18 protein-coding genes are annotated in these 16,853 nt (G+C 45.6%); 3 read left to right on the forward strand and 15 right to left on the reverse strand.

What is annotated here, in order from left to right; genetic code table 11:
- Positions 1-67: 67 nt before the first annotated feature.
- The 7 genes from AC27IJ_RS07600 to AC27IJ_RS07630 all read right to left on the reverse strand — a co-directional run bounded on the left by AC27IJ_RS07600 (position 68) and on the right by AC27IJ_RS07630 (position 7,288).
- Positions 68-1,912, reverse strand: a complete 1,845-nt coding sequence (locus AC27IJ_RS07600) for an ABC transporter ATP-binding protein (RefSeq protein ID WP_312501295.1) — start codon at positions 1,910-1,912, stop codon at positions 68-70.
- Positions 1,909-3,669 (reverse strand): ABC transporter ATP-binding protein, encoded by a 1,761-nt coding sequence (locus AC27IJ_RS07605; RefSeq protein WP_312501297.1) that lies wholly within the window; start codon positions 3,667-3,669, stop codon positions 1,909-1,911. Before AC27IJ_RS07605 ends, AC27IJ_RS07600 begins: the two co-directional genes overlap by 4 nt.
- Before the next feature lie 124 nt (positions 3,670-3,793).
- Positions 3,794-4,228 carry a MarR family winged helix-turn-helix transcriptional regulator gene (locus AC27IJ_RS07610; RefSeq protein ID WP_312443068.1) on the reverse strand — a complete coding sequence of 145 codons (435 nt, stop codon included), beginning with the start codon at positions 4,226-4,228 and terminating at the stop codon, positions 3,794-3,796.
- 199 nt (positions 4,229-4,427) lie between these two features.
- Complete coding sequence (locus tag AC27IJ_RS07615; protein ID WP_312443066.1) at positions 4,428-5,648, reverse strand: FAD-dependent oxidoreductase; 1,221 nt, start codon at positions 5,646-5,648, stop codon at positions 4,428-4,430.
- Between the two features lie 121 nt (positions 5,649-5,769).
- Positions 5,770-6,318, reverse strand: a complete 549-nt coding sequence (locus tag AC27IJ_RS07620; RefSeq protein ID WP_312443064.1) for a YeeE/YedE thiosulfate transporter family protein — start codon at positions 6,316-6,318, stop codon at positions 5,770-5,772.
- Positions 6,319-6,347: 29 nt separating this feature from the next.
- A complete protein-coding gene (locus tag AC27IJ_RS07625; RefSeq protein WP_312443063.1) occupies positions 6,348-6,575 on the reverse strand; it encodes a sulfurtransferase TusA family protein in 228 nt (75 codons plus the stop codon).
- Between the two features lie 26 nt (positions 6,576-6,601).
- Positions 6,602-7,288 carry a YeeE/YedE thiosulfate transporter family protein gene (locus AC27IJ_RS07630; RefSeq protein ID WP_487148244.1) on the reverse strand — a complete coding sequence of 229 codons (687 nt, stop codon included), beginning with the start codon at positions 7,286-7,288 and terminating at the stop codon, positions 6,602-6,604.
- A 250-nt stretch (positions 7,289-7,538) separates the two neighbouring features.
- Here AC27IJ_RS07630 and AC27IJ_RS07635 point away from each other — a divergent pair, with 250 nt between their 5' ends.
- Positions 7,539-8,438, forward strand: a complete 900-nt coding sequence (locus AC27IJ_RS07635) for a LysR family transcriptional regulator (protein WP_312443059.1) — start codon at positions 7,539-7,541, stop codon at positions 8,436-8,438.
- On the opposite strand, the gene AC27IJ_RS07640 is transcribed toward AC27IJ_RS07635, so the two are convergent.
- From AC27IJ_RS07640 to AC27IJ_RS07660, 5 genes are all read right to left on the reverse strand, one after another.
- Positions 8,428-8,649, reverse strand: a complete 222-nt coding sequence (locus AC27IJ_RS07640) for a sulfurtransferase TusA family protein (protein ID WP_312443057.1) — start codon at positions 8,647-8,649, stop codon at positions 8,428-8,430. The two genes, AC27IJ_RS07635 and AC27IJ_RS07640, sit on opposite strands and share 11 nt — an antisense overlap.
- 490 nt (positions 8,650-9,139) lie before the next feature.
- Positions 9,140-10,159 carry a zinc-binding alcohol dehydrogenase family protein gene (locus AC27IJ_RS07645; RefSeq protein WP_312443056.1) on the reverse strand — a complete coding sequence of 340 codons (1,020 nt, stop codon included), beginning with the start codon at positions 10,157-10,159 and terminating at the stop codon, positions 9,140-9,142.
- 4 nt (positions 10,160-10,163) lie between these two features.
- Positions 10,164-11,498 carry a TRAP transporter large permease gene (locus AC27IJ_RS07650; RefSeq protein WP_312443055.1) on the reverse strand — a complete coding sequence of 445 codons (1,335 nt, stop codon included), beginning with the start codon at positions 11,496-11,498 and terminating at the stop codon, positions 10,164-10,166.
- A 1-nt stretch (position 11,499) separates the two neighbouring features.
- Positions 11,500-12,027, reverse strand: a complete 528-nt coding sequence (locus AC27IJ_RS07655; RefSeq protein ID WP_312443053.1) for a TRAP transporter small permease — start codon at positions 12,025-12,027, stop codon at positions 11,500-11,502.
- 12 nt (positions 12,028-12,039) lie between these two features.
- Positions 12,040-13,098 carry a TRAP transporter substrate-binding protein gene (locus tag AC27IJ_RS07660; RefSeq protein WP_312443052.1) on the reverse strand — a complete coding sequence of 353 codons (1,059 nt, stop codon included), beginning with the start codon at positions 13,096-13,098 and terminating at the stop codon, positions 12,040-12,042.
- 200 nt (positions 13,099-13,298) lie between these two features.
- On the opposite strand from AC27IJ_RS07660, the gene AC27IJ_RS07665 reads away from it, so the two are divergent.
- Together AC27IJ_RS07665 and AC27IJ_RS07670 are read left to right on the forward strand one after the other, a co-directional pair.
- Positions 13,299-14,042 carry a GntR family transcriptional regulator gene (locus AC27IJ_RS07665; protein ID WP_312443050.1) on the forward strand — a complete coding sequence of 248 codons (744 nt, stop codon included), beginning with the start codon at positions 13,299-13,301 and terminating at the stop codon, positions 14,040-14,042.
- Between the two features lie 18 nt (positions 14,043-14,060).
- Complete coding sequence (locus tag AC27IJ_RS07670) at positions 14,061-14,213, forward strand: sodium:solute symporter family transporter (protein ID WP_442913618.1); 153 nt, start codon at positions 14,061-14,063, stop codon at positions 14,211-14,213.
- Here AC27IJ_RS07670 and AC27IJ_RS07675 read toward each other — a convergent pair.
- The 3 genes from AC27IJ_RS07675 to AC27IJ_RS07685 are packed head-to-tail and all read right to left on the reverse strand — an operon-like array spanning position 14,177 to position 16,846.
- Positions 14,177-15,334, reverse strand: coding sequence for a Sapep family Mn(2+)-dependent dipeptidase (locus AC27IJ_RS07675; RefSeq protein WP_487148249.1), 1,158 nt, complete (start codon positions 15,332-15,334; stop codon positions 14,177-14,179). The genes AC27IJ_RS07670 and AC27IJ_RS07675 overlap by 37 nt on opposite strands.
- A gap of 3 nt (positions 15,335-15,337) precedes the next feature.
- Positions 15,338-16,306: a glycosylasparaginase gene (locus AC27IJ_RS07680; protein WP_487148251.1), complete on the reverse strand. Its 969-nt coding sequence runs from the start codon at positions 16,304-16,306 to the stop codon at positions 15,338-15,340.
- Positions 16,307-16,321: 15 nt separating this feature from the next.
- Entirely contained in the window at positions 16,322-16,846 is a 525-nt protein-coding gene (locus AC27IJ_RS07685; RefSeq protein WP_312443043.1) for a GrdB-related putative oxidoreductase, read from the reverse strand.
- Positions 16,847-16,853 lie beyond the last annotated feature (7 nt).

A 16,853-nucleotide genomic window follows, 5' to 3' on the forward strand; every position in this document is an offset into this window, starting at 1 on the left:
TGTCATTCAAGCGCTCTCCCGATATGTGGGGATACACGCCCACAATATTAATGGTAACTGAACTGGTCTATGCAGCGGATTCAAACTGGCTGTTGTATAGTTCGGCGTAGAAGCCACCCTTTTCCAGCAGTTCCTTATGATTACCGCTTTCGATAATATCCCCCTCCTTCATGACCAGAATCAAATCTGCATTTTTAATGGTAGACAGCCTATGGGCGATGACAAAGGAAGTGCGTCCTGCCGTCAGCTTATCCATAGCCTCCTGAATCAAAATTTCAGTGCGCGTATCAACAGAACTTGTTGCTTCGTCCAAAATTAACATGGGGGCATTTTGAATCATCGCTCTGGCAATGGTGACAAGCTGTTTCTGACCCTGAGAGAGATTAGCCCTGTCATTTAGCAATGTGTCATACCCTTGCGGTAAAGTTCTGATAAAGTGATGAAGCCCTACTGCTTTGCATGCGGCAACCACCTGCTCATCTGTCACTCCCTGCTTGCTATAAATAATGTTTTCCTTTATGGTGCCTTCAAAAAGCCATGTATCCTGCAATACCATACAAAACTGTTCATGGACATTCTCTCTTGGTACCTGGCTGACCGGGATGCCATCCAACAGGATTTCTCCGCCATTCAGTTCATAAAAACGCATCAACAGGTTAACCACTGTTGTTTTTCCTGCACCGGTCGGCCCCACAATGGCTATCTTCTGTCCGGCTTTAATTTGGGCTGAAAAATCATTGATAATCATTTTATCCGGGGTATATCCAAACTTCACATGACGGAATTCCACATGACCTTTCACACTGGTAAGCTTCTTTGCTTTTTGGCTCTCATCAGACAGCTCTTTTGCATCAAGGAACTCAAATACGCGCTCACTGGCGGCTGCGGTTCTCTGCAGATTCTGGAATGCCTGAGCAATTTGCGAAAGCGGTTGGGTAAACAAACGGATATACATCATAAAGGCAACAATCACACCGAAGCTGATGGTTCCGTTCATAGCCAGTGCCGCACCTACCACACAGACGGCCACATAACCGAAGTTACCGATAAACGTCATAAGCGGCATCATCAGTCCGGACATAAACTGACTCTTCCAGCCGCTGTTATACAGGCTCTCGTTCACATTCTCAAAAAACCGTCTCGCTTCTTTGCCGCCGTTATAAGCCTTCACTACATTATGACCGGAATAAACTTCTTCAACATGGCCATTGGCAATACCCAGATCTTCTTGTTGCTGAACGAAATATTTCTGTGATTTTGCCATGATAACACCCATGATAATAAATCCAAAAACACTCGCTCCGACGGCAGTCAACGCCATAATCCAGTTATTATAGAACATCATTATTGCTGAACCCACAAGCATGGTGATGGATGTAACCAGATTTCCAATGCTTTGGTTCATGGTCTGCCCGATGGTATCCACGTCATTGGTTACTCTGCTTAGGACATCACCATAGCTTACCCTGTCAAAATATTTTAATGGCAGCCTGTTGATTTTATGTGATATATCGGCACGCATATTTCTGCTGATTTTTTGTGTTATCGTTGTCATCATAAAGCTTTGAATAAAATTGAGGAACGCTGAACCTGCATAAAATACTACCAACAGAAACGCAATGCTTTTTACCACATCTAAGTTAATCGCCCCGGCAGTAGGAACGCCATCTATCAACGCAGGCAGTCCTTTCATGATCTCGTTGGTCATGTCCTTTAACTTATCCGGACCGATAATTTGCAGTGCTGTTCCGATCGCTGCCATAACAAGAGCGACAATCACCGCAGGCATATAATTTTTACAATAGGCAATCAGCTTGCCCCATGTTCCCTTAAAATCTTTTGGTGTTTCGGTAACACCCGGTCCCATCGGACCTCCAGCCACCGGCCTTTTGTTCGATCTTACTTCACTCATGATACAAGTTCCTCCTCACTTAATTGGCTTATGGCGATTTGCCTGTATACCTCGCAATTTTGCAGCAAGTCTTTGTGTCTGCCTTTGCCCACAACTCTGCCTTCGTCAAGCACGATAATCTGGTCAGCATCCATTATGGTGCCAATACGCTGTGCCACAATCATACTGGTCACGCCGGCAGTTTCTTTTTTCAGTATATTACGCAAAATCCGGTCAGTCTTATAATCAAGTGCCGAAAAGGAATCATCAAATATATAGATTTCTGGCTTACGGCAGACTGCGCGGGCAATTGCAAGCCGCTGTTTCTGCCCGCCGGAAACATTCGTACCGCCTTGGGCAATATCTGCTTCATAGCCGCCATCCATGCGCTCAACAAAGTCAGTTCCCTGTGCGATTGCGACGGCTCTCTTAATTTCTTGCTCAGAAAAACCATTGCCGCCGTTATCTCCATAAGCCACGTTGGACGAAACTGACCCCTTGAACATTACCGCTTTTTGCGGCACATAACCAATTTTATTGTGCACTGCTTCCTGTGTGTACTCCCTGATATTCACTCCGTCAATCAAGATTTCTCCCTCTGTCGCATCAAAAAAGCGCGGCACAAGATTTATCAGCGTTGATTTTCCACTGCCTGTGGAACCGATAAAAGCAATCGTTTCCCCCTGCTTTACCGTAAAGTTTACATCCTCCAACACGTAATCCGCTGCATCCGGGTATTTGAAACCCACATGCTTAAACGTAACCTCACCCTTCAAACCGGGAACTCCCTCTGTCCTGCTGCCATCAAGTATTGTAGGTTCGGTGTCCAGCACTTCATTGATTCGTTTGGCAGAAACGCTGGCACGGGGAAGCATGATGAAAATCATGACCAGCATCAAAAATGACATGACTATCTGCATCGCATAGCTGGAAAAAACCACCATATTAGAAAATAGCGTCAGTTTATCCGTCATCTGTGCCACATTAATTAAATAAGCGCCAATCCAGTAAATTGAAAGGGAAAGCCCGCTCATAATCATGGTCATGACCGGCATCATGATTGCCATAGCCCGGCCTGTATATAACTGGGTGCCGGTTAATTCCTCATTCGCTTTCTCAAACTTCTTTTCCTGATAATCCTCGGCATTATAAGCTCTTACTACCCGAAGCCCGGTCAGATTTTCACGGGTAACCCGGTTCATGTTATCCGTCAGTTCCTGCATTTTCTTAAATTTCGGCATAACAAAAATCATGATAATGCCTATCATAAGAACCAAAAGCGCAACCGCCGCACCTGTGGCAAGTGTCCATTCAAATCCCTTTCCGGCTATTTTGGTAATCGCCCAAACGGCCATAATCGGAGCTTTGATAATCAGCATTAATCCCATTGTAACCAGCATCTGAATCTGGGTAATGTCGTTCGTAGACCGGGTAATCAGACTGTCGGTCGAAAAGCGGTTGATTTCCTCCATGGAAAAGGATTCCACCTTATGGAAGAGCAGACTGCGCAGACGTTTGGAAAATGAGGCAGCAATCCGTGCGGCAAGGAAACCGACGATAACAGCGGCTGCCAGGCTGCCAAGTGTGCAGAGAAGCATTTTACCCCCGGCAAGCCAGATATCGCTCATGGCACTGCCAGGCGTCTGAACCAGCATGGTGATTTCTGACATGTAATCCGGCGATTTTAAATCCAGCCAGACCTGGGCCACCACAAAAATCAGGCTAAATACAGCCATCAGCCATTCTTTAGGGTTGAGATACTTGAAAATTCTAATCATAAAAATCCTCCTTGTTATCAGTGTTCATATTAAACGATGTTAGCTATCTAGTTTTTTTAATGCAGACCGTATAAGGTCTGCATTTTTATCTTACTGTCTTTTAATCACCAGGTTATCAATTGCCCTATTCGCAAATATCAGGCCTAGAGCGTTGGGCAACCTCAAAGAAACGCTTGGAGAGACGTACAAATTCTCTTGCATCCTCTTCCCCCATTTCGGTAAATACCTGAATTAAATGACTTCGCATTCGATCAATGTTTGCACGAATCCGTTCACGGCCATCTTCCGTAATTGTAACCAAAACAAAACGCCGGTTTGTGGTGTCAATTTCACGGTGAATCTGCCCCTTCTTTTCAAGGGTACCGAGGGCCGCAGAGATTCTGGCTGTACTGCTGTTCAGCGCTTCGCTTAATTCAGACGGTGACGCCGGTGATTCTTTCATATAGAGATATTTTAAAATAAAAATTTCACCTTTACCAGAACGATTATATTCATCCATAACTTTTCCGCGCGACATCAGTTTCTCCAATGAACCGACCAGTTCTTCTATACCGCTCAATCTATTCACCCCATTTTTCAAACAAATATTCGTGTTTATATTTAACACTGTTAATAGTGTATACTGTTCGACAAGCTTTGTCAAGAAGTTTTTTTATGCACATCTGTACTAACACCGTTAACCGGAACAAAAAAAATACGCCCTGGGCCAGGCCTGGCCGCAGGACGTTGAGATAATAACCGGATCAATTGTATTTTTCCTATTTGCAAATGCTGTTTATGCGCTCCGGAGTTATTTCACCATAATACTTCTCCATAATCTGACCTTTCTTGATCCAGGCGATACAGGGAGCATTCTCAACATCAAGGCGTTTTGCAATTCCATCTGATTTATAAATATCGATGCAGGATACCCGGATGTCGCAATGATCCTGTTCAAACTCTTTGAAAACCGGCAGCAGTTCTCTTGCCTGGGGATCAATTGCATTATAAATATACACCAGGGAAGGGTTCCCTTCATTCATAATCTGCTTATCAAAAATTTCACTTTCCGATACATATTTTTCCGCGCCGTATCCGGCAACGGCTCCATCTCCCACCGCTGTCGCTACCTGCTTTAAGTATTTGTCACGTACATCTCCAACCGCAAATACTCCGGGTATGTTTGTTTCCATCCGTTCGTTTGTTATCAGATAACCTCCCCTATTCATGTCCAGAATATCACGGAATAATTCTGTATTTGGCAGGTAACCGATAAACAGGAAACAACTGTCCACTTGAACAGGAATTTTTTCCTCTGTTTTCACATTTTTTAACACAACCCTATGCAGTCTTTCGTCTCCTTCAAAACTGTCTGCAACCGTATTCCAGATAAATTCCATTTTCGGATTTGAAAGAGCCTGCGCTTTTGCAATCTCGTTGCAGTCCATTTTGCCATTCTCATGCATAACAGATACCATAACCTTGTCTGCAAATTTGGTTAAAAATATCCCTTCTTCAATGGCTGCATCTCCGCTTCCTATTACCATAACGGTTTTACCTGTATTCGCCGCTGCATCACAGGTGGCACAGAAAGAAATCCCTTTATCATAAAGATATAATTCCTCGTTTTTGGCACCGGTCAGACGGGGTTTTCCGCCGCTTCCGATAATGACAACTTTAGCCTGGTAAATGGTACGAAATGTTTCTACCTGCTTTATATCCCCTGCCAGAGATACGGATTTTACATCAGTCAATTTAAACTCCACACCAAACTTTTTAGCCTGTTTATGAAATAATTCCATCAGTCCAAGCCCTGTCGCACCATCCGGAAAACCGGGATAGTTTTCTATTTCATTGGTATATGTAGCAAGCCCGCCTACCAGGGTTTTTTCTATGATCAAGGTTTTAAGTTTGGCTCTGCCGCAATATATTCCCGCTGTTAAGCCGGCTGCTCCGCCCCCTATAATTACAACATCATATGATTCTGTTTTCTTAGTCATTATAACCCGTTCCTTTCTGAATGCTCTTTTTTGAGCCTCCACAGCCGTTTTTCTCTTTTCCCATGACCGGGGATTCATATTTTATAGGGGCAATCAAATATGATCGCCCCATGATTATAAATCACATAAAATATTTGGCCAATAATTTGCTTCCCAGAAAAGCGCCTACAAGCAGAAATGCCCCGAAGACCCATCCGGATAAGGAAAAAGATGCAATTGCGGTAAATAACGCTCCTATATTACAGCCATTAGCCAGCCTTGCTCCATAGCCCATTAATAAACCGCCAAGAATTGCCGCCACTACCTGCCGAAGCGACTTGATCTTCTTGATCTTAAACTGTGATGCAAATAACGTTGCTGCAAAGGCTCCCAGTACAATGCCCAAATTCCGGATGGAGGCACCGTCTGCCAGAAAGCTGGTATTTAGCTCCTTCTGCATTTTTTCAGAGGCATAATATACCCAGCCGCTTGCGTCACCGCCAAGTGCTTTGTAGACCCAAGTACCCCAGTTGGCAAATGCGCTTGTCACTCCCCAGCCGCTGCCCAGGGCTGCAAAATGGGCGATTTGGAAAACGGCTAGCAAAACGGCTCCGGCCACATATGTTAAGGGTTCTTTTAGCAGCTTTTTGTAAATCGGATGATCGCCAAGCTTAATAAAAAATTGTTTCAAATTTATTCACCTGCTTTCACAGAAGTAATTTACTTCGTCTTTTCAATGACAATTTCCCACTCACCATCATCCACTTCTTCAATCTCTACGTTATGTCCCTGTTTTCTTGCCCACTCAGGAATATTCTTCATTGCACAGCTATGATCGATGGATACGGCTAAAACGTCTCCTACGGATATCTCATTCATTTTCTTCTCAGTTTTCATAAGCGGGACAGGACAAGCCTCTCCCAGACAATCTAATGTAAATTCAGCCATTTTTATATCTCCTTTATTTTTTAATTTTATTCCGCACTTCCCATTTTCTTTTCCTGCCATTTGACTGCTGCTATGTATAAAAGGACAATGATCAATCCCTGTACAACGATTGCACCAAACCAGCCAAACACATTCGGTAAAAAGATCTTCGGAGCATTTTCATTAAATCTGCTCCAGAAGTTCATATCGTGGGCACCCCAGAAAGAACCTGCTATGAAAAATACCAAAGACAGCATTTGCATGGTAAAGCCCTCTCCAACGCGCATCAAGGTTCCGGATGCGCAGCCACCGGCAATGACCATTCCGATACCAAACAGAACCGCACCGACAGCCAAGGGCAAACCGATGGGCGCTACGCCAATCATGTTGAGATTGGAATCCGCATTTGCCATGATACTGGCATACTTGATTGCCCAGAAACCAACGCTTGCAACTGCAACTGCCACCAATACGGCTCTTGTTACGGATGTGCTTCCTGTTATACATGGGTCACGGAATGCTGCCGTAAAGCAGAAACGAGAACGCTGCAGGATATACCCGAATGCAATTCCGAATCCCCAATAAACAGGCAGCTTATTGTTCCCTCCTGCCAAATAAGATCCAAAAGCAATAATCAGGATTGTGAGCAAAATTGCAAATGGAATCTGGCTCTTTTTGGGCTTTCTTGGTTTACGCACTCTTCCCCCACTTATACTTGTGTTAACCTCTGACACGTAAATCCCCCTTTCTTGAAATAGTATTTGTTAATATAATAACAAAATCACAGTTCAAATTATACCATACTTATAGAAATTCAGTTAATCAAGAATCCGATATGTCATAAGATTTACTTATAACCTATTATTTTATCACACTAGCCACATGGAATTATATTTGTTATAATGAAAGAACAAAAAAAGAACTGTTAAGTTTTTAACAGTTCAATCAACTGGTTTTGAGTTAAATTCAGAAAGGCGGGGTAACATGAACATTCATAACCTGAAAATGTTTATAAAGATAGTGGAATCCGGCAGCATCTCAAAAACTGCGGAACTGATGAATATCAGCCAGTCCGCACTAAGCCAGCAGCTGCGGGTCATGGAACAGGAATTCAGTGCACGGCTTTTCGAACGGAACTATCAGGGCGTGATTCCAACTACCATTGGTATGATTGTTTACAACCGAGCTCTTGAGATATTATCGTCCTATGACAGAATGCTCCTTGATATATCCAATGCGCAGAACCAAAATAAAGCAATACACATCCTTGCTTCTCCCTGTGTATATTCTTATGCCCTGCCATGCACTTTTTACCATGTGAAAAACAAGTACCCTGAATTTACACTTAATATGGAAATGATGTCCAGCAAAATCATAGAAGAGAAAGTATCAAAAGGCTTTGCTGATATGGGAATTATCATAGATAAGCCCAAGGATAAAAATCTATGTGCCAAAAAAGTGTTTTCTGACCGTGTTTTTCTGGTTGCAGGGGAAAAAATGAAGGTTCCTTCCCAGTTAGACTGCCAGGATCTTTATCAGTATCCTCTTCTGATGCTGGTAAAAGCCCAAAAAACAAGACAGGTACTGGATAAAATGCTGAACAAAAACGGGATCCGCATCAATCAGCTGCATATTCCTTACTCTCTTGAATCCACGGAATCCATTAAACTGTCCGCTATTAACGGCTTCGGACTTGCTTTTCTTCCATATATGGCAATCAAGAAGGAAATCTACAATAAACAGCTTCGAATCATTGAATGTCCTTGCCTGGAATTTGATAATGAATATTATTCCATAAAAAATGCAGCCAGTGTTCCTCTCAATTGTGAATCGTCAAAACTCATTAAGTACATTGAAGCAATACTAAAAGAGACTATTTGTTAGCGGAAACGGTGACTTCCCATACACCGTTAATGACTTCTTCCGTATCATAATTTAAATTATTTGCCTTACAAAAAGCTTTAATATTAGAAATTGTACAGCTATGATCCGTAACTACCATACATTCCTCACCGTTTTTTAAGGAATCAATGACCAATTTTAATCTCATAACAGGTACCGGGCACATATCACCCAAACAATCGATTTTAACCATAAACACTCCTTATGCACATTCCTATGCCTTCGCCAGCTGCTGTGCTTTAATTCTGAACAAAATGCCTGGATTTGATATTTACCGGTATACCGCCTGATAAATTCACCTTTCGTGTCTATATATCCATCTTTATCATGAGGAAATCTTTCCTTCAGTGACATTTTCAGTTTTACGTTTACCTTTAATATACATCTGTTATTGCTTCTCTTGGGGCACATTTTTTCTCTGGGCTGTCGTTTTGGCGATTCATCACTTATCTTTTTGCATTTAATGCTGTGGATATTGAGAAATTAATTATACGTTATCCGACTGTCGGGATATTGTCAAGAGGCTAAAGCTTATTGCCCAAGGAAAACAGAAATTGAAAACATTAATAAAGTTGATAACTGTACTCCAACCGACTGAAACGGCTCGATATACAAGGCTGGAGCAGGATTCAATCAAATCCCGCTCCAACCTTGACCCGGTACCAAATGAAGAAAGCTACGGATCATTCCATCTCCACAATGATTTTCCGAACCAAAGCAGCATGTTTATCCGCGTAATGAAACGCTTCGTTTACTTCTGATAATGGATATTTCCTTGTGACAAAGTCCTCCACAGGAAGCTTCCCAGCCTTTAAGTATTCGATAACCGGTAAAAACCGGTTTGTCTGGTGTCTGGAACCTAAAACAGTCAGCTCTTTCGCCGCCAGCTTCACGGGAGCAATCTCCGATGGCTTTGTATTGAAGCTCATCTCCACGATCCTGCCGGCCGCACCAGCCGCATCGATGGCCTGCTCAAAACTGGAAACCGTGCAGACTGCATCGACCACTACATTGGCACCATATCCGTCCGTAATATTCTTTACTTCCTCTATCACGTCCTGTTTCTTTGCATTCAGGCAGACATCTGCCCCCAGCCCCCTTGCAAAATCTAGCTTTTCGTCAAATATATCTGAAATGATTACCTTGGCGCCAAGCAGCTTTGCATTGACCAAAATGGTAAGGCCAATGGTCCCCGCTCCCATGATAAACACCGTGTCTCCTGCTTCCACACCGCCGCGCAGACAGGCTTGCGCTCCTATGGTGAAGGGCTCTATGAGCACTGCATGCTCATACGGAATTTCACTTGGTATCAGAAAGGAGTTTTCCTCCGGCAATACGAAATATTCCTGTGCCGCTCCGTCTATATGGGCTCCCATCACCTTTAAATTGTGGCAGGCGTTGTGCCTGCCCTTTTTACAGGCGTAGCAGGTACCGCAGTACCGAATCGGCTCTGCGGCGATGTGATCACCTGGCTTCACCTTCGTGACGGCACTCCCCACCTCTAACACTTCTCCGACGGCCTCATGCCCCCAGACCAGGGGATATACGGCAAATGCGTTGGTCCCGTGCAGGATGTGCATGTCACTTCCGCATATTCCCACACATTTTACCTTCATCTTTACATCCGTGGGATTCATGATTTGCGGCTCGCTTCGGTCCGCCAAAGCTAAGGCTCCCGGCTTTTCTATTAAACTTACCTTCATGACATCATCCTCCCAACCAATGAAGTGGCACTTCTATCAGGGCCGGACAAAGCGACAATACCAGCAGAAGGGCACACTGCGCAATAAAATAGGGCATTGTCGGCGGTATGATCTCCTCCATAGTCACCTTACCCGTGGCACATGCCACATTCAGCACCGGCCCTACCGGCGGAGAGGTGAGGCCCAGTACATTTGCCAGACAGAAAAGCACTCCGAACGCGACCGGATCCAGGCCTGCCTCAATCACCAGCGGCAAAAAGATAGGTGTGAGAATAAGAATACATGGTACCACATCCATAGCCAGTCCTACGACAATCACGATCAGCATCAACGTAAAATTCAGTAGAATCGGATGTGCTACCAGTCCTGAAAGCCCCTCTGTCATCATCTCCGGTATATGTGCCACCGTCATGGTATAAGCGGCCAACTGAGCTGTAGCTGCCAAAAACATGACGACCGCAGACATTTTTGCACTGGATACCATGGCTGAAATAAAATCCTTAAATTTGAGCTCCTTATACACAAAAGCGCCTACAATGAGAGCATAGACCACAGCGATTACGCCTGCCTCGGTAGCGGTAAACACTCCGCCCCTAAGGCCGAAGAGTATGATCCCGGGAAGCAGGAGCGCCCAAAGCCCGGAGGTAAATGTCCTTACGATCTCCTTGAAGGTCATCTTCGGTATACCGTCCACCGGCGGGCAGTCCTTTCGGGAAATGAAAAACCAGCAGGCAGACATCAGTACCGTCAAATAGATAGCAGGAGCGATACCTCCCATGAACATAGATTTCACTGATACCTTCGCCGATATCGCATAGATGATAAACGGGATTGAAGGCGGCATGATGGGAGCCACCAGATTCGCGCTGGCCACCAGTGCGGCTGATTTCGCCCGGTCATAACCGGATTTCGCCATCATCGGAATGAGAATCGCTCCAAGCGCCGCAGTAGAAGCCACCGCGGAGCCGACTAAGGCAGCAAATAAAAGGCATGCCAGAATCGTCACATAGCCAAGACCGCCTGGAATCCGTCCGACGAAAATATTACAGAATTTGATAATGCGGTCCGTCAGACCGCCCCGATTCATTAACTCGCCTGCTACTACAAAGAAAGGCAGAGCCATCATGGTCACGCTGTCCGTTCCGCGCATGAGCTGCTGTGCATAAAGCAGAGGCTTTGCATTTCCACCGCCGAGAAGCAGATAACCGGTGCCTGCAGCGCATAAAATAAGGGAAAACGATATGGGCAGCCCAAAAGCAAGGGCTATGAGCAATATTGCAAAAAATACTACTATGATAGTAATTTTGGCAGAGCCAAAAAGTGCGAGTCCTGCAAACATCCTAAGCCTCCTTTGCGGTTTGTTCCGCTTCGTCTTCGTCGTGGGGCATGAGCAGCTCCGTAAGTGTAGCGTTCGTAAACACTGCCTTATATATATTTACCACTGACAAAATCATGATGGATATTCCCATGATCAGCCCCGGCAGATACATGATCCACATGGGTGTGCCTGTAGCAACCAGCTTGTCCGCCTTCATCAGCCACATATAATCAAAGGTGCCTCTGGCTACAATGTACATGAGCCAGAAGATGATGACCTGCAATACTACAAATACAGCCTTTGCAGCGTGCTCTGGCAGACGCACCAGAAGGCTCTCGATGAGCAGATGCTTATTATCCCGCATTGCCAGGATCGAACCCATATATACGAGATAAATAAAACAAAGTCTGGCTATCTCCTCCGTCAGAGCCGAACCCATATGAAACTGACGCAGGACAACATTTAAAAAAACCAATACTATCATGATTGCAAGGCATACAGAAATCAGTACCTCTATGCCCTTAAATATGGCATCGATCGTTTTTTTCAATTCCGCCACCTCCTACTTTACTGCCTGGATCTTTTTTACCAAATCCTCCGCCCAGTCATTTTCAGAGTAGAGCTTGTCATAGACAGGTTTGATTTTTTCTATTATTTTTGCCTGATTCTCCGGGGTGAGTGGCGTCACGGTCACGCCGGCCGCCTTTAAGGTCTCCCGGTCTTCGTCTACACTCTTGATGTATTCGTCCCAAGCCCATGCGGAGGCTTCCTTTGATGCTTCCTTTATGATGTTTTGCTGATTTTCACTTAAGCCGTCTAAGCAATCGGCGCTTATGACGATTTGAAGTGTGGCTATGATATGGTTCGTCTCATAGACCCATTTTTGTACCTCTTCAAACTTCTGGCTGAGTATAGTCACCATTCCGTTGTCCTGACCATCCACTACGCCGGTCTCCAAAGCCGAATATAAGTCTCCGAGGGGAATCGTCTGTGAGCTGGCCCCCAGATTTTCCGCTATGCCGATATGTATAGGATTGTTCGGCATACGGAGCTTCAAGCCGTTGAAATCCTCCACTGTTTCCAGCTTTTTGCTGGAGCTGAACGTACGCGCTGAGTTTGGTCCCCAGCCCAGCAAATAGGTGGTAGGAAATTTTTCATGAAACTCTGCGGCCACCTCATTGCCGATTTCGCCCGTCCATACAGATTTTGCGTGGTTCAAATCCCGGTAAAGGAAGGGCCAGTCCGCAATCAGCATTTTTGTATATTCCTGATTCATAACGGTACCAACCACTGCCATATCGATGGTTCCTGATCGCACACCGCTCCATAAATCCGCTTCGTTGCCAAGAAGTCCATTGTGGGAAATATTTACGGTGATCTTTCCGCCCGATTTCTCTTCTACCTGTTTTTTAAAAACCTCGTCCATCGCCCGCGCCATGGGATGTGTCTCTGCCCATGTGTCGCCCAAGGTAATGCTCACTTCCTTGTCATCCGTGCCCCCTGCCGCTGTTTTGCTTTCTGCAGACTTGCTCTCCGCGGATTGACTGCCACTGCATGCTGTCAAAACCGCTCCCAAAATACAAGCTGTCATCATACCCAAAATCCAGTTCTTTTTCCTCATATGATTCCCCTTTCATGTAATATGGTAATATTTTACATTAATATATTACGCTTAATATATTAACTGTTGCAAGTGTTAATTTTTACAATTATTTTACACACTTCTTGTGCATGTTTAATATATTTTTTCATATTATTTCATGCTAATATTTAAAATTAAGGGAATCTATAAGAAAATCTACATACAAAAGGAGAAATGAAATGGCTAACCGCACCCGCACTACGGAAAAATCAGCAGCAAACATAGCCTATGATTTTCTGCGAGACAGTATCATAGGCATGAAGCTAAAGCCCGGCCAGCCCCTAAATCTTGAGGAGCTTTCCGAGCATTTAAAGGTAAGCAGATCCCCCCTTCGGGATGCTGTGATCCGCCTGGAAAATGAGGGACTGATCACCTCCATGCCCCATAAGGGCACTCTGGTCTCAAAAATAAACTTAAAGCAGGCCAATGAAGAATGCTTCCTCCGTATCACTGTTGAAGAGGAAATCTATTCCCTGTTTTCGGATTTATGCAATGCAGATGATATTTCCAAGCTCAAAGCATATATTAAAATCCAGGAAAAGGGATCAATGGATGAAGATGTACGAATTTTCTTAAAGCAGGATGACGAATTTCACAAATACCTCTATCTGCGTACGGATAAAGAGTTTTCCTTCAATCTTTTACAAAATAACATCGGTCATTACAACCGGCTTCGCCTGCTCACCTGCACGGAAAACCGGGTGGTGAGCAGTTCTATCCTGGAGCACAAGGCCATGGTTGAGCTCTTTCAGAAAAAAGACAAAGCCGCACTAAAAAAAGCCGTCCGTGAGCATGTAATGAAGGTGGACAGCGATAAGCAGGAATTAAAATCAAAATATCCCGAGCTTTTTGAGGGAGAAAACAAGACAAATGAGCTTGCAGAAAATATATTTACGAGAGATTTTTTGTCGCAATTGAAATAGGGCGGCTTTAGAGGTCTTATTTTTACTATCGTATCCTTTACATGGGCAGGTTTTGTAACTACCTTCGCTTCCATTATGCTGCTTTCGCTATTCTGGAAGCGGACAAACCGGGCCGGAGCGGCGGCCGGCATATGTTATAATTGTCCCAGACGGTACAGTGCCAGTGCATAGATCTTTGCATTGGCCATCAAGTCATCCACGCTCATCCACTCATTGGGATTGTGGCTGATGCCTTTCTGGCCCGGGAAACTTGGTCCAAAGGGGACAATTCCCGGCATGGCCTTGGCATAAGTGCCGCCTGTTGTGGTTACAGGGGTACCGTCCATCCCTGTGACCAGTTCATAGCTCTCCTGCATGGCCTTAACCATGGGTGTGTCCTTTGGGAATACTACCGGATCAAAGTTCTGTATGAGTTCGGCCTTAAGCCCCTCTGCCCCGGCCTTACCGCAGATGCGCTTCATGATTTCATCTATGGTGACGCCTCCCGGATAGCTTAACGTCACATCAAAGGCTGCCTGCCTCCGGCCGCAGAGACTGTCAGGAACCACACTCAGCTTATATCCGCGCATCTCCATCATGCCATATTCCTTGTGGCAGAAGTCAATCCCCAACCGGTCGCCTGTATTCCTGGCTCCAATAAAATATTTGTTTACAAAGTCAAAAAATGTCTCCAACTGTTCAAGACTGCCTGTAATCCGTACCATAGCCCTGCCCCGCTCGCTGAACACTACCGGGTACTTGCAGTCCGGTGTGAATCCATAGAGGGGAGGCCTCTCCTTTGAGAGATAATACTTCAGATCCTCAAATCCGGATTCTTCATCACATCCGAAGATAATGCGCACCGGATTCTTAAGAATTAGTCCGGCCTCTTTAATGGCGGCCAGTCCAAAGAGGCATGCCATGACTGGTCCTTTATTGTCCAGCACTCCCCTGCTGTAGATGAACCCGTTCTCCATATAGCCGCTGAAAGGCGGGTGTTTCCAGCCTTCTCCCGACGGAACTACATCCACATGACCGATGGCACAGACATAGTCTTCTCCCATTCCATACTGGGCATATCCGATATAATGATCCAGGTTCACGGTATCAAATCCCAGCTGTCCGCTGATATCCAGGGCAAATTCCAGTGCGCACTTCACACCAGTGCCAAAGGGAGCCCCCACATAAGCCTCCCCTTCCACACTGTCAATGCGCACCAGCTCCAGGACACTGCTGATGAACCGGTCCTTTAACCGGTCCACGCAGTCAAGTATCTTCTTATCTGATTCATTTTCAATCTTTCCATATCCCATATCTTATTCCTCTATGGGCGCCATGCGCGTCTTCATGTAAGTTTCCATCCATTCTTCAGAGGCTTTTTCATAAGTGCAGCGGCCGTCCTCCCCGCGGGTTACCAGGTAAACCGTAGGTTCCAGCTCCTCCGTGACCACTGCAAATGAAAATCCCTCTATATTTGTGGCAGCCCCCCACTCTCCCTTAGGATTCATGGCAATAAGGGATATGTCACCAGCTTCGCCCCGGCGTTCCCGAAGTTCTCCATCCAGACGGTTCACCGCTGTCTCACAGGCTTCCTGAGGATGCATTCCCTCTCCCATAAGGCGGACGATCTCATAAGAAATACAGCCTTTCATCAGATCCTCTCCTAAGCCGGTGGCACTGGCGGCTCCTTTCTTGCTGTCGGCATAGAAGCCGGAACCGGATATGGGAGAATCACCTACTCTGCCTTTTTTCTTCATGAACAGGCCGCTGGTTGAGGTGGCTGCCGTCATCTTGCCCTTTCCATCCAGGCAGACCATACCCACGGTATCATGACCGGAATAAGGCTTAAGCTCCTTAGTGGCCGCCTGGGCCGCCATCTCTTTTATCCGCTTCCTGTAATGTGCCTTTGCCCGGTCTGTCAGCATATTTTTGCGCTCAAAGCCTTCCTTGTGGGCGAATTTTTCGGCTCCCTCAGCCACCAGCATGCTGTTGACTTTCTCCTGGCTCAGACGCCTGGCAACCGACACCGGATTGGCAAAGTCCCTGATGGCAGCCACCGCTCCTATATCCAGTGTGCTGCCGTCCATATAGGCCGCGTCCATTTCCACTTCCATTTCCTCGTTAGGCAGTCCGCCATAGCCCACGGATTTATAGTAAGGGAAGTCCTCTACCAGACAGATGGCTGCCTCAATGGCATCTCCCGCGTCAACCCTTTCTTTCAGCATCTCAGCTCCCTTTGTAATCCCTTCTACGGCCATACGCCAGGTTGCTATCATACCCCACATTGCAAAGGCCTCCTTTTATTTAAAACAGAATTCATGGATCAGCTCTGAAGTGTCCGCACCGTCAGCCAGCGCCCTGGCCAGTGCACACATATTCCTTAATGCGTCATTAAGGCCCAGACCGCCCTTTTTCGGCGTTTCCACAATCGCTACTTTATCCTTATAAGCTGCAATGGTATCTGCATTCTCCACAGACATGGCTGCAAATGCCTTTGCTCCGGTGGTAGCGTTGATATCACAAGCAACTTTGGCGCACATCTGTGCGTAATCCGCATAGTTAAAGGCCGGTCCGCACATTACCACATCCGGCTGCAGCTTGTTCACCATGGCACAAAGCTTGCGGCTTACCTCTTCCGGATCGGCAAGGTATGTACCGTTGCCGCAGCACAGGCAGGCCATGACGTGTCCGTCCACCTGCTTTAAGAAAGGTTCCATCATGATTGCCGGGCCAATGGGCTCCTTTTTCCCTGTAAGGGGAACCATGGTGTCGTCCTTGGTCCCAAGTCCTGACTGAATCTGGTCGTATATCATAATAAGTTTCATCACAGTT

The organism is Lacrimispora sp. YZC11 (assembly GCF_057543815.1).

Bases quoted from the DNA above. Each gene is read 5' to 3' on its own strand.
- AC27IJ_RS07600 (WP_312501295.1), bottom strand. From the start codon at position 1,912: ATGAGTGAAGTAAGATCGAACAAAAGGCCGGTGGCTGGAGGTCCGATG.
- AC27IJ_RS07605 (WP_312501297.1), bottom strand. From the start codon at position 3,669: ATGATTAGAATTTTCAAGTATCTCAACCCTAAAGAATGGCTGATGGCT.
- AC27IJ_RS07615 (WP_312443066.1), bottom strand. From the start codon at position 5,648: ATGACTAAGAAAACAGAATCATATGATGTTGTAATTATAGGGGGCGGA.
- AC27IJ_RS07625 (WP_312443063.1), bottom strand. From the start codon at position 6,575: ATGGCTGAATTTACATTAGATTGTCTGGGAGAGGCTTGTCCTGTCCCG.
- AC27IJ_RS07635 (WP_312443059.1), top strand. From the start codon at position 7,539: ATGAACATTCATAACCTGAAAATGTTTATAAAGATAGTGGAATCCGGC.
- AC27IJ_RS07640 (WP_312443057.1), bottom strand. From the start codon at position 8,649: ATGGTTAAAATCGATTGTTTGGGTGATATGTGCCCGGTACCTGTTATG.
- AC27IJ_RS07645 (WP_312443056.1), bottom strand. From the start codon at position 10,159: ATGAAGGTAAGTTTAATAGAAAAGCCGGGAGCCTTAGCTTTGGCGGAC.
- AC27IJ_RS07650 (WP_312443055.1), bottom strand. From the start codon at position 11,498: ATGTTTGCAGGACTCGCACTTTTTGGCTCTGCCAAAATTACTATCATA.
- AC27IJ_RS07660 (WP_312443052.1), bottom strand. From the start codon at position 13,098: ATGAGGAAAAAGAACTGGATTTTGGGTATGATGACAGCTTGTATTTTG.
- AC27IJ_RS07665 (WP_312443050.1), top strand. From the start codon at position 13,299: ATGGCTAACCGCACCCGCACTACGGAAAAATCAGCAGCAAACATAGCC.
- AC27IJ_RS07675 (WP_487148249.1), bottom strand. From the start codon at position 15,334: ATGGGATATGGAAAGATTGAAAATGAATCAGATAAGAAGATACTTGAC.
- AC27IJ_RS07680 (WP_487148251.1), bottom strand. From the start codon at position 16,306: ATGTGGGGTATGATAGCAACCTGGCGTATGGCCGTAGAAGGGATTACA.
- AC27IJ_RS07685 (WP_312443043.1), bottom strand. From the start codon at position 16,846: ATGAAACTTATTATGATATACGACCAGATTCAGTCAGGACTTGGGACC.